Raw genomic sequence first — 14,828 nt, forward strand, 5'->3', positions numbered from 1 at the left:
ATTCGACAGGATGCAGCTGACCCCCCGTGAGAAGGACAAGCTCCTCGTCTCCATGGCCGCGATGGTCGCGCGCCGCCGCCTAGAGCGCGGCGTGAAGCTGAACCATCCCGAGGCCATCGCGCTCATCACCGACTTCGTGGTGGAGGGCGCGCGCGACGGACGCTCGGTCGCCGACCTCATGGAAGCGGGCGCGCATGTCGTCGGCCGCGAACAGGTGATGGAGGGGATCGCCGAGATGATCCACGACATCCAGGTCGAGGCGACCTTTCCGGACGGCACCAAGCTCGTGACCGTCCACCAACCGATCCGCTGAACACGCCGCAGAAGAGGAACAGGCCCATGAAGACGAGCTCGAAGACCGCACTCCTGACGCTGGCGGCCCTCTTCGCGACGAGCGCGGTCGCGCTGGCGCATCCGCACCCCGACGACCATGTGCATCTCGCCGAGCACGGCTCCTTCCTCACGGGATTCCTGCACCCGCTGTTCGGGCCGGACCACGTGCTCGCCATGGTCGCGGTCGGCCTGTGGGCCTCGATGTCGGCCGGCTCGGCGCTCCTGATCGTGCCCGCCGCCTTCGTCGCCGCCATGATGGTCGGCTTCGGCCTTTCCATGGCCGGCGTGCCGCTTCCGCTCGTCGAGCCGGGCATCCTCGCCTCGGTCGTCGTGATCGGTCTGCTCGTCGCGCTCGCCGTGCGCATCCCGGTCGCGGCCTCCGCCGCGCTGGTCGGCCTCTTCGCGCTCTTCCACGGCCATGCGCACGGCGCGGAGATCGGCTCGGCGACGGCCTTCGCCTACATGGCCGGCTTCGCCATCGCCACGGCGCTGCTGCATCTGGCGGGCGTCGGGCTCGGATTGGTGCTCGGCGGCCTCGGCAGCCTGCGCCTGACGCGCCTTCTCGGCGCCGCCACGGCGGCAGCCGGCCTCGTCTTGATGGTGCAGCCGTGATCCCCGGCGAGGTGATCCCCGCGCCCGGCGAGATCGAGCTGAACGCCGGCCTGCCGTCCACGGAGATGGAGGTCGCCAACACCGGCGACCGCCCGATCCAGGTCGGCTCGCACTACCATTTCGCCGAGGTCAACGCCGCGCTCTCCTTCGACCGCGCGGCGGCGCGCGGCCTGCGGCTCGATATCGCCGCCGGCACGGCGGTGCGCTTCGAGCCGGGCCAGTCGCGCCTCGTGCGCCTCGTGCCGATCGGCGGCGAGCGCCGCATCTTCGGCTTCAACGCCCATGTCATGGGACCGCTCGACGCCTGAGCCGTCGTCCCGCATCACCGAACGACCCGCTTCCCGGAGACGACGATGCCCGCTTCAATCGCCCGCTCCACCTATGCCGCCATGTACGGCCCGACGGTCGGCGACAAGGTGCGCCTCGCCGACACCGAGCTCTTCATCGAGGTCAGCCACGACTTCACGACCTATGGCGAGGAGGTGAAGTTCGGCGGCGGCAAGGTGATCCGCGACGGCATGGGCCAGTCGCAGCGCAGCCGCGCCGAGGGCGCGGTCGACACCGTCATCACCAACGCGCTGATCGTCGACCACACCGGCATCTACAAGGCCGATGTCGGCCTGAAGGACGGCCGCATCGCCGCCATCGGCAAGGCGGGCAACCCGGACACGCAGCCGGGTGTCACCATCGTCGTCGGGCCGGGCACGGAGGCGATCGCGGGCGAGGGCAAGATTCTGACGGCCGGCGCGGTGGACAGCCACATCCACTTCATCTGCCCGCAGCAGATCGAGGAGGCGCTGTTCTCGGGCGTCACCTGCATGATCGGCGGCGGCACCGGCCCGGCGCACGGCACGCTCGCCACCACCTGCACGCCGGGGCCGTGGCACATGGCGCGCATGCTGCAGGCGCTCGACGCCTTCCCGATGAACTTCGTGCTTTCGGGGAAGGGCAACGCCTCCCAGCCGCAGGCGCTGGAGGAGATGATCCGGGCAGGCGCCGGCGCGCTCAAGCTGCACGAGGACTGGGGCACGACGCCCGCGGCCATCGACTGCTGCCTCTCGGTCGCCGATGAATACGACGTGCAGGTGATGATCCACACCGACACGCTCAACGAGAGCGGCTTCGTGGAGGATACGGTCGGCGCCTTCAGGGGCCGCACCATCCATGCCTTCCACACGGAAGGGGCGGGCGGCGGCCACGCGCCGGACATCATCAAGGTCTGCGGCCTGCCGAACGTCCTGCCCGGCTCGACCAACCCGACCCGGCCCTACACGGTGAACACGCTGGAGGAGCATCTCGACATGCTCATGGTGTGCCACCACCTCGACCCCTCAATCCCCGAGGACATCGCCTTCGCCGAAAGCCGCATCCGGCGCGAGACCATTGCGGCCGAGGACATCCTCCACGACATCGGAGCCTTCTCGATCGTCGCCTCCGACAGCCAGGCGATGGGCCGCGTCGGCGAGGTGATCGTCCGAACCTTCCAGACGGCCGACAAGATGAAGCGCCAGCGCGGGCGCCTGCCCGGCGAGACGGGCGACAACGACAATCTGCGGGTGCGCCGATACATCGCCAAGGTCACGATCAACCCGGCGATCGCGCAGGGGCTTTCGCGCGAGATCGGCTCGGTGGAGGTCGGCAAGCGCGCCGACCTCGTGCTCTGGGACCCGGCCTTCTTCGGCGTGAAGCCGATGATGGTGCTGCTCGGCGGCACGATCGTCGCCGCGCCCATGGGCGACCCCAACGCCTCGATCCCGACGCCGCAGCCGGTGCACTACCGGCCGATGTTCGGCGCCTTCGGCAAGGCGGTGGGCGCGAGCGGCGTCTCCTTCGTCTCGAAGGCCGCGATCGGGGAGGGCCTGCGCGACAGGCTCGGCTGCGAGAAGGCGTTCCTGCCCGTGGAGAACACGCGCGGCGGCATCTCCAAGGCGTCGATGATCCTCAACGACGCCACGCCGCATGTCGAGGTGAACCCGGAGACCTACGAGGTGCGGGCCGACGGCGAACTGCTCACCTGCGAGCCCGCCACCGTCCTGCCGATGGCCCAGCGCTACTTCCTCTTCTGAGCCTTCAGGCCGGCAGCACCGCTTCGGAGAAGACGCGCCGGCAGTCCATCTCGAATTCGAGGCCGATGACAGGCGGGCGGTGCGTGTTCCAGGTCAGGCCGTGGGGCGCCGCGCCGCGCGACACGATCTCCTCGCCGAGGAAGGCCCCGAGGTCGTGGACCGTGTAGGCATGGGTTCCCGTGACGCCGTCCCACGAGCCGCCGAGAAGGGCCAGCCGGCGCTCCAGCTCGCCCAGCACGAACCGGGCCTTCTCCCGGATCGCGTCGGGGCTCGTCTCGCCGTAGCGCACGATGTGGGAGGTGTATTCGCCCGGCTGGTTCTCCGGCACCTCGCAGGAGCCGGCGATGACGAAGCTGAACGGCGCTTCGCGCTCCTCCACCGTGTAGGAGAAGGCGTGGAAGGACGGCGTCTGCGGCGGCCGGTGGACCGGGCACACATTGGTGCGGGCCACCGGGTTCACCCCGTCCCGCATCACGCCCCAATCCTCCAGCGTGCGCAGATAGATACGGTTGAAGGCTTCGAAGCTCGCCTCGGTAAAGGGCTCGGGCGAGCGCAGTTCGCAGGACGCGAAGGCGGCCGGCGGACGACCCGCCGCCTTCAGATGCGCCTCGATCAGCGCGAACCCCTCGGCGAGCGCCACCGGCCGCTCGAAGCGCACGCGGCGCAGCGCATGGCCGGGCAGGGCGGCGACGCCCGCCGAGAACTGCGGCACGAGGGGCAGCGACCGGTAGCCGCCGTCCGAAACGTCCAGGGTCTCGTTCACGTCTGCTCCCCCATGTCCCGCGTCTTCTCGTCGGCGCTGCGAGGCGAGGCGTAGAGCCCGCGCTTCGACGAGCGGAGGCCGAGGGCGGCGAGCCCTTCCGCGAACTTCACCGCGGCCGCGACGCCGTCGACGACCGGAACGCCATGCCGCCGCGAGAGTTCGCCGGCCATCGCCGTCATGCCGGCGCAGCCAAGCACGATCGCCTCCGCGCGGTCGTCCGCGATCGCTCGCGCGATCTCGTCGGAGATGCGGCGGACCGCGGCGTCCGGGTCGGCTTCGAGGGCGAGCACCGGCACCTCGCTCGCGCGCACGCTCGCCCGTTCGGAAAGGCCGTAGCGGCGCAGATTGTCCTTGAGGATCGGCACCGACACCGACAGGGTGGTGACGACGCAGAAGCGGTGGGCGAGGAAGCTCGCGGCCTTGGCGCCCGCCTCTCCGATGCCGATGACGGGCGCGGACAGAAGCGAGCGCGCGGCGTCGAGCCCCGTGTCGTCGAAGCAGGCGATGATGTGCGCCTCCGCGCCGTCGCGTTCGGCCGCCTGGAGGCGATCGAGCATCCCCGGCACCGCGCGGGCGCCGTCCACCGCGCCTTCGATGGAGAGCGGCCCGTCCGAATTGGTCCGCGCGTCAATGACCGTGCCCGGCGCCGCGAGCGCGCGGGCGGTTTCCGCCACCAGCGCCGTCATCGACTCGGTCGCGTTCGGGTTGACGATCGAAAGCCTCATGCGGGGACGGGCGCCTGCCCGGCCGGGATGATGCAGCGCGCCATGCGGCGGGGCCCGAGTTCGGCGACGGGCGGGCGGGTCTCGCGGCAGCGGGGCACGGAATGCTTGCAGCGCGGCTCGAAGGAGCAGACTGCCGGCGGCTGCGACAGGGAAGGCGGCGCGCCGGGGATCGTCTCCAGACGCGAGCCGCCCGGATTGCCGTGGACGGTGGACGCCAGGAGCCCTTGCGCATAGGGGTGGCGCGCGTCTCGGACCACGTCCCGAAGGGTGCCGGTCTCCACGACCTCGCCGGCATACATGACGGCGATGCGGTCGCAGATCTCGACCGCGACGCCGATGTCGTGCGTGACGAAGATCATCGACATGCCGAACTCGGCCTGCAGCTCGCGCAGGAGAAGCAGGATCTGGATCTGCACCGTCGCGTCGAGCGCCGTCGTCGGCTCGTCGGCCAGAAGCACCTTGGGGCGGCAGGCGAGGGCGAGGGCGATCATGGCGCGCTGCCGCATGCCGCCCGACATTTCGTGCGGATAGGCCTCCAGCCGGCTTTTGGCCGAAGGAATGCGCACCCGCTCCAGCATCTCCAGCGCCCGCGCGCGGCCCTCGCGGCGGGACACGCCATCGTGCCGCACGACGCTTTCGGCGATCTGGTCGCCGATCCTGTAGACCGGGTCCAGCGCCAGCATCGGCTCCTGGAAGATCATCGAGACGGTCTTGCCGCGAAAGGCGGACAGCCGCGTCTCGTCCATGGCGGTCACGTCCTCGCCCGCGACGCGGATCGCGCCCTCGATCGTCGTCCGGCGCCTCGGCAGAAGGCGCATCAGCGCGCGCAGGGTCACGCTCTTGCCGGAGCCGGACTCGCCGAGAAGGCCGAGCACCTCGCCCTGTCCGAGCGTCAGCGAGACGTCGTTGACGGCATGGACCGTGCGCTCGCCGGAGAAGCGGACCTTCAGGTTCTGGACTTCGACGGCAGGGTTCATCGGGCGGCTCCGGGAAGCTCAGGCACGGCGCGGTGGAAGTCGCTGGCGCGCTGGAAGCCCGCGCCGAGGGTCAGAATGCGATCCTCCTCGAAGGGACGGCCGACGATCTGCAGCCCGATCGGCAGGCCCGCATCGCTGAAGCCGGCGGGCACCACGAGCGCGGGCAGGCCGAGATAGTTCACCGGCCGCATCAGCCGCGTGATCGTCTGGATCACGGCCTCCGCGCCCGGCGCTCCGCCGACGTCGCTGTCGAGGATCGTCGGCGAGGCCTCGGCGCTGACCGGCGCGAGGAAGGCGTCCACGCCGGAAACGGCCTTCAGATGCTCGGCCAGCGCGATCCCGCGCCAGCGCAGCGCCTCCAGATAGGTGACCGCGGGAATGGCGAAGCCGTTCTCCAGCCGCGCGCGGACCTGATCGCCGTAGTCCTGCGGCCGCTCGACGAGCCATTTGCGGTGGAAGGCCGCGGCCTCGCAGGCGAGCAGGATCTGCCCGGCTGCCGAGAGCTTCGTCTGGTCGGGCAGCGACACGGAGACGATCTCGACGCCGTCCGCGCGGAAGGTCTGGAGCGCCGCATCGAAGGCCCGCGCGGTCGCGGGGTCCAGATCGTCGAGATAGAAGGCGTCCGGCACGCCGAGGCGAAGGCCCTTCACCGGTGCGGCGCAGGCCCCCGCATAGTCCGGCACGGGCCGGTCGAGCGCGGTCGGGTCCTGTGCGTCTGGCCCCGCGATCAGTTGCAGGATGGCCGCGCAATCCTCCGCCGTCTGCGCCAGGGGGCCGATCGTGTCGAGCGAGTGGGACAGCGGCATCGCGCCATGGCGGCTGACGCGACCGACGGTGGTCTTGAGGCCCGTCACCCCGCAGAAATTCGCGGGCATGCGCACGGAACCGCCGGTGTCGGAACCGAGGGCGGCGGGCGTCAGCCGGGCGGCGACCGCCGCGCCGGAGCCGGAGGAGGAGCCGCCGGTGACGTGCAGCGGGTTCCACGGATTTCCGGACGGGCCGAAATGGGTGTTGTGCCCCGTCGGCCCGTAGGCGAACTCGGCCATGTGCAGCGTTCCGAGCCGCACCGAGCCCGTTTCGGTCAACCGTTTCAGAGCGGTCGAAGAGGTCTCGGCGGGAGTTTCGCGGAGGATCCTGGAGCCGCAGGTGGAAACGCGGCCGCGCTCGAAGAACATGTCCTTGTGGGCGAAAGGAACGCCGTCGAGCGCGCCTCGGGCTTCGCCCTTCGCCAACCGGGCATCGGCTTCGTCGGCGGCCGCGAGCGCATCCTCGGCCTCGATCGAAATGAAGGCGTTCAGATGCGGCTGCCAGTCCGAGATGCGCTTCAGATAGGCCTCCGTCGCCTCTCGCGACGAGACGGACCGGGACGCGACGGCCGTCTTGAGGTCCGTCAGGGTCATCAGAGCCGGATCGGCTTGCGTGCTCACGAGAACGACTCCGTCTGTTCGACGACGAAGCCGCAGGGCTCGGCCGTGAAGGGCAGGGTGGCCTCGACCTTCGAGAAGCCCGCGAGCGCGGGGCCGATCGCGCGGGCGACGCGGGCCGCGTCCGCCTCGTCCATCGCGTAGCCCGCAAGCTCCGCCATGGCCGCCACGGTCTCTTTCGTCAGTTGGGTGGTCATGCCGCGAGCGCCTCGATCGTCTTCGAATGTCCCGAGCCGGGGATCGCCATGTGGCAGGCGGCCTGATGCTCGCGTCCGACCACCGTCAGCGCGGGGGCGTTCGCCGAGCACACAGCCTCCGCGAAGGGGCAGCGCGTGTGGAAGCGGCAGCCGGGCGGTGGGTCGATGGGGTTGGGTGGATCGCCCGCGATCGGCGCCTCCGTCGTGCGCCGGTCGGGATCGAGCGTCGGCATCGCGGCGAAGAGCGCACGCGTATAGGGGTGGCGCGGGGCATTCCAGAGCGCCTCGACCGGCCCGACCTCCACCACCTCTCCGAGATACATGACGAGCACGCGGTCGGAGATAAAGCGCACGACGTTCAGGTCGTGGCTGATGAAGAGATAGGTGAGGCCCAGCTCGGCCTTCAGATCGTTCAGGAGGTTCAGGACCTGCGCCTCGACCGACTTGTCGAGCGCCGAGACGGCCTCGTCGAGGATGACGAGGCGCGGCGAGAGCGCCAGGGCGCGCGCGATGTTCACGCGCTGGCGCTGGCCGCCCGAAAGCTCGTGCGGATAGCGCGCCGCGAAGGTCGCGGGGTTCAGCCCGACCTTGGCCAGAAGGTCGCGCGCGAGCGTGCGCGCCTTCGCGTCCGCCACGCCGTGGACCTTGGGCCCGAAGGCGATGGAATCCTCGATGGTCAGGCGCGGGTTGAGCGAGGCGTAGGAGTCCTGGAACACCATCTGCATGCGGCGGCGCAGCTCGCGCAGCGAAAGCGACCCGCCGACCTCCTGCCCGTCATAGATCATCTGGCCCGCGTCGGGCGGCATCAGATGCATGAGAAGCCGCGCGGTGGTGGACTTGCCGCAGCCGGACTCCCCGACGACGCCCACGGTCTCGCCCTTGCCGATCTCGAAGGACACGCCGTCGACGGCGCGCACCACGCGCGGCTTGGAGAAGAGGCCGCCGCCGACCGGGAAGTGCTTCGTCAGGTTCTTCACCGACAGAAGAGGCTGCCGGACCCCGCCGACGTCCTCGGCGGGGGAAGGACGGTGTCGCTCATCGTCAGTTCCTGATGTCCATCGCCGAGCGCAGGCCGTCGCTCAGCATGTTGAAGCAGATGGAGACGGCGAAGATCATCACGCCGGGCAGCGCCGCGATCAGCGGCTGCGAATAGATCGCCGTGCGCAGCGTGTTCAGCATCAGCCCCCATTCGGGCTCGGGCGGCCGCGTGCCGAGGCCGAGAAAGGAGAGGCCGGCGGCGAGGATCATCGACACCGACACGAGGCTGGTCGCGTAGATGAAGATCGGCCCCAGCACGTTGCCCATCACGTGGACGCGCATGACCGTCAGCGCCCCGGCGCCGGAGGCTCGCGCCGCGTCGATGAAGTCGAGCGAGCGCACGCTGGTGGTGACGCTTTCGGCCACGCGCGCGATCGGCGGGATGAAGACGATCGTGAGCGAGACGATGGAGTTGGTGATGCCGGCTCCGAGCGCGCCGGAGATGGCGATGGCCAGCAGCACCGAGGGAAAGGCGTAGAAGACGTCGATCGTGCGCATGATCGCGGCGTTCGTCCGCCCGCCCGCATAGCCGGCGAGGATGCCCAGAGCCGAGCCGATCACGAAGGCGTTGAAGACGGGCAGGAGTCCGATCAACAGCGACAGGCGCCCGCCATAGACGAGGCGCGCGAGCATGTCGCGGCCGAGCTCGTCGGTTCCGAGGATGTGCCCCTCGGTTCCGATCGGGCGCAGGCGTCGGATCATCGAGCCCTGATAGGGATCGGCGAGCCCGAGGAGGGGTGCGAAGACCGCCGAGAGGACGATCAGCGCGAGGATGCCGAGGCAGGTCATCGACAGCTTGTCGCGGGCGAGGCGCCGGCCGACGGTGCGCCAGTAGCCTCGGGTCTTCTCGACGGTCGGGGGCGCGGGCAGGACCGCTTCCGTTGCGACGGACATGGCGCTCAGCTCCGCTTGATCCGGGGGTCGATGGCCGCCTGGAGGAGATCGACGAGGAGGTTGAGGAAGACGAAGAAGAGCGCGAGCACGAGGATCGTGCCCTGCAGGAGCGGCAGGTCGCGCTGGAAGATCGCCGAGTTCAGGAGAAAGCCCGTGCCGGGCCAGGAGAAGACCGTCTCGATGAGGATCGATCCGCCCATCAGATAGCCGAGCTGGAGGCCCATGACGGCGATGGCGGTCGGCGCGGCGTTCTTGATGACGTGGGCGAAGATGCGCCCCTCTCCGAGCCCCTTGGCGCGCAGCGCCTCGACGAAGTCCTGGCTGAGGATGTCGCCGACGAGAGCGCGCACGGTGCGCGTGACGATGCCCATCGGGATCACCGCCATGGTGACGGCCGGCAGGATCAGGAACTGGATATGCGTCCACGTCCAGCTCCACGCCCCCGGTCCCGCGCCCACAGCCGGCAGCCAGCCGAGCTGCACGGAGAACACGATGACGAGCACCATGCCGAGCCAGTAGTGGGGAACGGAGACGCCCGCGATGGCGATGCCGGTGGCGAGCTTGTCGACCCAGGTGTCGCGGAAGTAGCCGGCGAGAAGCCCGAGCCCGAGACCGGCCAGAAAGCCGAGACAGGCCGCGACGCCGGCGAGCAGCAGCGTGTTGCCGACCGCGCGCAGAACCTCCGCCAGCACCGGTCGGCCGCTGGCGATGGAGATGCCGAGATCGCCGCTCGCCGCGTTCATGATCCAGAGGCCGAACTGGATCGGCAGCGGCCGGTCGAAACCGTAGGCGGTGCGCAGCTGGGCCTCGAGCGCCACCGACGCGTCGGGCGGCAGGATCGAGACCAGCGGATCGCCCGGCGCGATGTGGACCAGGAGGAAGCAGACCAGCGCGACGAAGAAGACGATCGGGACGACGGAGACGAGGCGTTTCAGGGCATAGGCGAGCATGGGCCGGCCTTTCGTTCAAGGTCGGGTCGGAGAGGCGGAGCGGCGGTCAGCCGCCCCGCCCGCGTCTCATTCGCCCATGGAGACGGGCGAGAAGTCCACGAACCACGAGCGCGGCTGGACGAAGTTCTGGACGCGCGGGCTCATCGCGCGCGGGCCGACATCGTGGGCCACCCAGAGGAAGGCCGCGTCGTCCACCGAGGCGGCGTGAAGTTCGGCCAGAGCCGCGTCGCGACCCTCCGCATCGAAGGTCGTCCGGGCCCGCTCCACCAGTTCGTCATAGCGGGGCTCGTTGATGAAGCCCCAGTTGTTGGAGGTCGGCGGGGCCATCTCGGACTGGAGGAAGCGGACCATGGCGAAGAACGGGTCCATGGTCGCGTAGGTCACGTTGATGGCGTTGGCGCCGTTGGCGGAGGCGTCGTTGGCGCCGCGCCGCCAGTTGGTGAAGAGCGTGTTCCATTCGATGACGTCGAGTTCGACGTTGAAATGGCACTCGCCCAGTGCCTGCTGGATGTACTCGTTCATCGGCAGCGGCTGCATCTGGCCGGAGCCGGAGGCCGAGGTCTGCGTCTTCACCGACAGGCGGTTGCTCTCGGAGAAGCCGCTCTCCTCCATCAGGCGCCGTCCCTCCTCGGGATCGAAGGCGATCTGGAACTCCGGGTTGCCGCGCCACGGATGGCCTTCCTCGACCGTGCCGGTCGCCGGCACCATCAGGCCGCCGAGAAGGCCCTCGGCCATGCCCTCGCGGTCGATGCACAGATTGGCGGCCTTGCGAACGTTGATGTCGTTCCAGGGCGAGCCTTCGATGCGCGAGAACTGCCAGGGCCAGACATGGGGCTGCTCGTTCGAGCGGATGACGTAGCCGCGCCCCTCGATCTGCGGGATGGCGTCCGGCGCGGGTGCTTCGATCCAGTCCACCTGATCGGAGAGGAGGGCGGCCGTGCGCGCGTTCGCCTCCGGCATCGGCAAGAGGATCATGCGGTCGGTCTGCGGCACGCGGTCCGCGTTCCAGTAGTCCTCGTTGGCGACGAGCTCCAGGCGCTCGCGCGGCACGAAGGCGTCCATCTTCCAGGGACCGGTGCCCGACGCGTCCGCCGCGAAGCGCTCCCAGGCCTGGGCGCCGCGATTGTCGCCCTCGGGCGCCGCGTCGTAGAAGCTCTGCCAGTGGGCCGGGCTCGCCATGAAGAGATTGGTGAGGTTGAAGGGCAAGAAGGAGTCCGGCTCGGACGTCGTCAGCTCGACCGTGTAATCGTCGATGACGCGCGCCGAGCGCAGGGTCGGCATACGCGAAGCGGTCACGCCCACCTGGCTCGCGTCGAACTGGGGCGCGTCCTCGTTCAGCACCTTGTCGACGTTCCAGACGACCGCCTCGGCGTCGAAGGGCGAGCCGTCATGGAAGGTCACGCCCTCGCGCAGCTTGAAGGTCCACTTCGTCGTGTCGCTCTCGTCCACCGCCCATTCGGTCGCAAGACCCGGGATCAGCGTCGAAGGCGCGTCCTCCTTCGAGAGATCCCAGGCGGTGAGCGCGTCGTACATGGTCAGGCCGGTGAAGCGGTTGCCTTCGAAGCCCTGATCCGGCTGGCCGAGCGTGCGCGGAATGTCCGCCGCCGTCATGCCGATGCGCAGCACGCTTTCCGCATCCTGCGCAAGCGAAACCGATCCGAGGACGAGAAGAAGGGCGGTTCCGGAAAGAAAAACCTTCGTCATGAGCGATGCATTCCCTTGAATGGACAAGTGATGTCGTTCGCGAGAACCGGAGGTTTCTCGCGCCTTGATCAGTTCGACTTTGGCTCCGTAGGAAGGTCGGATGATATATCGTCAGTTTTACTGATGAATACGTCCGGCCCGCTTCCCTTGTTCGGCAGGTAAGCGCATACTTACCCGGCCCGTCAATGCGCTTGCGAGCGGAAAGTGCTCACCTGCTCAACACTTGGGAAATCTGCATACGATATGAGCAATACAATGGATTCGAGTTCGGCAGGGGCGCGTCCAGCGTGCTGAAGCGTGACGCGTCGGCCGGCAGCGAACGGGACGCGCCGTCCGATACGGCCGGGCGGATCCTGGCTGCGGGAATCGACGAGTTCGGGCGGCTCGGCTTCGCCGGGGCCAGTACCTCGCGCATCGTCGAGGCGGCCGGCTGCAATGTGCGGATGCTCTACCACTATTATTCGAGCAAGGAGGGCCTCTACCGGGCGGCGCTCGAGCGGGTCTACGCCGACCTTCGGCAGGCGGAGCGGATGCTCGGCTTCGAGGAGCGCGACCCGCGCGACGGACTGGCGCGCTTCGTCGCCTTCACCTTCGACTACATGCTGGAGCACCCGGAGTTTCCGCGCATGATGCGCGTGGAGAATCTGAACGAAGGCCGGGTGGTGCGGGCGATGCCGGAGATCTTCGACGCCTCGCGCCCCTTGATGACGCGGCTGGCCGGTCTGGTCGAGGCCGGGATCGAGCAGGGCGTCTTCAGGCGCCGTGTCGCGCCCGAGCATCTGTATCTCAGCATCCTGGGCCTGAGCTTCGTCCACATCTCCAACCAGCACACGGCCGCCGCCCTGCTGGGGCTCGATTTCGACGCGGCGGAGTTCCTCGCGGTCCGCCGCGCGGAGGCGATCACGCTGGTTCTCGCCGGATTGCAGGCGGAAACCGCGACGCCGGTCGGTTGAGGGGCGTCATGGGCCGGCATAGACTTCGTCTATGATCGACCGCTACCATCTGCGCTACTTCCTGGCCGTCGTCGACACGGGCAGCTTCACGCGCGCCGCAGCCGGCTGCAACGTGTCGCAGCCGACGCTTTCGGTCGGCATCTCGCGTCTGGAGGAGGGTCTCGGGCGCAAGCTCTTCCACCGCACCAGCCGCCGCGTGGAGCTGACGGAAGCGGGCGTCGGGCTGCTCTCGCATGCGCGGGCGATCGAAGCGGGCTTTGCCGCCGCCGAGCGCGACGCCGCGCGGTCCGAGCCGCTGACGGTGCTGCGGCTCGGGGTCCTCTCCACCATTCCGCGCGGCTGGATCGAGGAAGCGGTCGCGGCATGGCGGACGTCGGACGGGCGGGGGCGGATCGAGATCGTCGAGGGCAACGAGCGCGACCTGCGCGCCCGGCTCGCGCGTGGGCGCATCGACATGGCGCTGACGATCCTGCGCGACGCGGACGACCGCCGGACCGGCCGCGCGATCGCGACCGAGACCTATGGACTCGCGCTGTCCGCCACCCACCCTCTGGCCGGCAGGGCCGTGCTGCGCACCGAGGATCTGGCGGGTGAGCCGATGCTGGTGCGACGCCACTGCGAACTCCTGTCGGAGACGAGCCGCTTCTTCACCGCGCGCGGCATCCGGCCCTTCTTCTCCGCGCGCACGACGAGCGACGACAAGGCGCTCGCCTATGTCCGCGCCGGGCTCGGCATCACGATCATGCCGGCGGGCTTCAGGGAGGCCGGCGTGGCCCGTCTGGCCCTGGAGGATTTCGCCTTCACGCGCGAGCTGGGGCTCGTCTTCGCGCCGCATGCCAACGCATCCCTCCTCGCATCCAACGATCTGGGCGACGCCCTCGCCAGCGTCGTGGCCGAGGCGCTCGACGAGGCGTTGGAACCATAGACGCGCTCTATGCCGAGCTTGAGCCTCTTTCAATTTTGCGGATCGCCTCCGAGCCTCTAACATCGCCCGCTAGAGCGAACGGGAGGGCGCGATGGCGGAGCTGGATTACGGTCTCGGCGAAATGGCGGATTCGATCCGCGAGACGACGCGGCGCTTTTCGGTGGATCGCATCGAGCCGATCGCGGCCCGCGTCGACGCCGAGGACAGTTTTCCCCGTGAGCTCTGGCCGCAGATGGGCGAGCTCGGGCTTCACGGAATCACGGTTGAGGAGGAGTTCGGCGGGCTCGGCCTCGGCTATCTGGAGCATCTCGTCGCCTGTGAGGAGGTGAGCCGCTCGTCCGCCTCCATCGGCCTCAGCTACGGCGCGCACTCCAACCTCTGCATCAACCAGATCCGCCGCTGGGCGACGCCGGAGCAGAAGGCGAAATATCTGCCCAAGCTCGTCTCCGGCGAGCATCTGGGAAGCCTCGCCATGTCGGAGTCCGGCGCGGGCTCCGACGTCGTCTCGATGAAGCTGCGCGCCGACAAGGTGGACGGCGGCTGGCGCCTGAACGGCACGAAATTCTGGATCACCAACGCCACCTACGCCGATACGCTCGTCGTCTACGCGAAGACGAACCCGGAGGCGGGCTCGAAGGGGATCTCGACCTTCCTCATCGAGAAGGACTTCCCCGGCTTCTCGATCGGCCAGACGATCGACAAGGTGGGAATGCGCGGCTCGCCCACGGCCGAACTGGTCTTCGACGACTGCTTCGTGCCCGAGAGCCAACTGATGGGGCCGCTCGACGGCGGCGTGAGGGTGCTCATGTCGGGGCTGGACTACGAGCGCGTCGTCCTGTCCGGCATCCAGGTCGGCATCATGCAGGCCTGCCTCGACGTGGTTCTGCCCTATGTTCGCGAGCGCAAGCAGTTCGGCCGCCCGATCGGCGAATTCCAGCTGATGCAGGCGAAGGTCGCGGACATGTATGTCGCGCTGAACGCCTCGCGCTCCTACTGCTATTCCGTCGCGAGGGCCTGCGACGCCGGAAAGGTCACCCGCTTCGATGCGGCGGGCTGCATCCTGTTCGCCTCCGAGGCGGCCGTCCGGGTTGCGGGCGAGGCGATCCAGGCGCTCGGCGGCTCGGGCTACACGAAAGACTGGCCGGTGGAGCGCTACTGGCGCGACGCCAAGCTCCTCGACATCGGAGCGGGCACCAACGAGATGCGGCGCATGCTGGTCGGGCGCGAGCTGATCAAGCACGACGCGCCGCGCGTCCAGTAGGCTTCT

At 69.2% G+C, this 14,828-nt stretch carries 16 protein-coding genes; 7 read left to right on the forward strand and 9 right to left on the reverse strand.

All coding sequences use genetic code 11. The annotated features are described in order from the left end of the window. Nucleotides 1-10: 10 nt before the first annotated feature. Genes AC6R2M_RS06375 through ureC form a run of 4 tightly spaced genes read left to right on the forward strand, consistent with a single transcriptional unit; the run spans nt 11 to nt 3,011 of the window. Nucleotides 11-313 (forward strand): urease subunit gamma, encoded by a 303-nt coding sequence (locus AC6R2M_RS06375; RefSeq protein WP_500486589.1) that lies wholly within the window; start codon nt 11-13, stop codon nt 311-313. Nucleotides 314-339: 26 nt separating this feature from the next. Then, the gene (locus tag AC6R2M_RS06380; protein ID WP_500486591.1) at nt 340-945 is read left to right on the forward strand and encodes a HupE/UreJ family protein; all 606 of its coding nucleotides are present in this window, start codon (nt 340-342) and stop codon (nt 943-945) included. After that, on the forward strand, nt 942-1,253 hold the full coding sequence (locus AC6R2M_RS06385; RefSeq protein ID WP_500486593.1) for an urease subunit beta: 312 nt from the start codon (nt 942-944) through the stop codon (nt 1,251-1,253). The genes AC6R2M_RS06380 and AC6R2M_RS06385 overlap by 4 nt, the downstream gene beginning before the upstream one ends. A 45-nt stretch (nt 1,254-1,298) precedes the next feature. Next, nucleotides 1,299-3,011, forward strand: coding sequence for an urease subunit alpha (gene ureC / locus AC6R2M_RS06390; protein ID WP_500486595.1), 1,713 nt, complete (start codon nt 1,299-1,301; stop codon nt 3,009-3,011). A gap of 4 nt (nt 3,012-3,015) precedes the next feature. Here the strand turns inward: ureC and cnbZ are convergent, their stop codons facing one another. From cnbZ to AC6R2M_RS06435, 9 genes are all read right to left on the reverse strand, one after another. Continuing rightward, a complete protein-coding gene (gene cnbZ, locus AC6R2M_RS06395; RefSeq protein WP_500486597.1) occupies nt 3,016-3,774 on the reverse strand; it encodes a 2-amino-5-chloromuconate deaminase CnbZ in 759 nt (252 codons plus the stop codon). Beyond that, the gene (locus AC6R2M_RS06400) at nt 3,771-4,499 is read right to left on the reverse strand and encodes an aspartate/glutamate racemase family protein (RefSeq protein ID WP_500486599.1); all 729 of its coding nucleotides are present in this window, start codon (nt 4,497-4,499) and stop codon (nt 3,771-3,773) included. Before AC6R2M_RS06400 ends, cnbZ begins: the two co-directional genes overlap by 4 nt. Next, the gene (locus AC6R2M_RS06405; protein WP_500486601.1) at nt 4,496-5,476 is read right to left on the reverse strand and encodes an ABC transporter ATP-binding protein; all 981 of its coding nucleotides are present in this window, start codon (nt 5,474-5,476) and stop codon (nt 4,496-4,498) included. The genes AC6R2M_RS06400 and AC6R2M_RS06405 overlap by 4 nt, the downstream gene beginning before the upstream one ends. Then, nucleotides 5,473-6,876 (reverse strand): amidase, encoded by a 1,404-nt coding sequence (locus tag AC6R2M_RS06410; RefSeq protein WP_500487515.1) that lies wholly within the window; start codon nt 6,874-6,876, stop codon nt 5,473-5,475. The genes AC6R2M_RS06405 and AC6R2M_RS06410 overlap by 4 nt, the downstream gene beginning before the upstream one ends. Nucleotides 6,877-6,899: 23 nt before the next feature. Further along, nucleotides 6,900-7,097 (reverse strand): hypothetical protein, encoded by a 198-nt coding sequence (locus AC6R2M_RS06415; protein ID WP_500486603.1) that lies wholly within the window; start codon nt 7,095-7,097, stop codon nt 6,900-6,902. Further along, a complete protein-coding gene (locus AC6R2M_RS06420) occupies nt 7,094-8,080 on the reverse strand; it encodes an ABC transporter ATP-binding protein (RefSeq protein WP_500487516.1) in 987 nt (328 codons plus the stop codon). Before AC6R2M_RS06420 ends, AC6R2M_RS06415 begins: the two co-directional genes overlap by 4 nt. A gap of 58 nt (nt 8,081-8,138) precedes the next feature. After that, a complete protein-coding gene (locus AC6R2M_RS06425; protein WP_500486605.1) occupies nt 8,139-9,029 on the reverse strand; it encodes an ABC transporter permease in 891 nt (296 codons plus the stop codon). Nucleotides 9,030-9,034: 5 nt separating this feature from the next. After that, nucleotides 9,035-9,979: an ABC transporter permease gene (locus AC6R2M_RS06430; protein ID WP_500486607.1), complete on the reverse strand. Its 945-nt coding sequence runs from the start codon at nt 9,977-9,979 to the stop codon at nt 9,035-9,037. 66 nt (nt 9,980-10,045) lie between these two features. Beyond that, entirely contained in the window at nt 10,046-11,683 is a 1,638-nt protein-coding gene (locus tag AC6R2M_RS06435; protein ID WP_500486609.1) for an ABC transporter substrate-binding protein, read from the reverse strand. A gap of 287 nt (nt 11,684-11,970) precedes the next feature. Here AC6R2M_RS06435 and AC6R2M_RS06440 point away from each other — a divergent pair, with 287 nt between their 5' ends. From AC6R2M_RS06440 to AC6R2M_RS06450, 3 genes are all read left to right on the forward strand, one after another. Further along, nucleotides 11,971-12,636, forward strand: a complete 666-nt coding sequence (locus tag AC6R2M_RS06440) for a TetR/AcrR family transcriptional regulator (RefSeq protein ID WP_500486611.1) — start codon at nt 11,971-11,973, stop codon at nt 12,634-12,636. A 31-nt stretch (nt 12,637-12,667) separates the two neighbouring features. After that, entirely contained in the window at nt 12,668-13,561 is an 894-nt protein-coding gene (locus tag AC6R2M_RS06445) for a LysR family transcriptional regulator (RefSeq protein ID WP_500486613.1), read from the forward strand. 91 nt (nt 13,562-13,652) lie between these two features. Further along, on the forward strand, nt 13,653-14,822 hold the full coding sequence (locus AC6R2M_RS06450; protein ID WP_500486615.1) for an isovaleryl-CoA dehydrogenase: 1,170 nt from the start codon (nt 13,653-13,655) through the stop codon (nt 14,820-14,822). Nucleotides 14,823-14,828 lie beyond the last annotated feature (6 nt).

Source organism: Aureimonas sp. CAS (genome assembly GCF_059838215.1).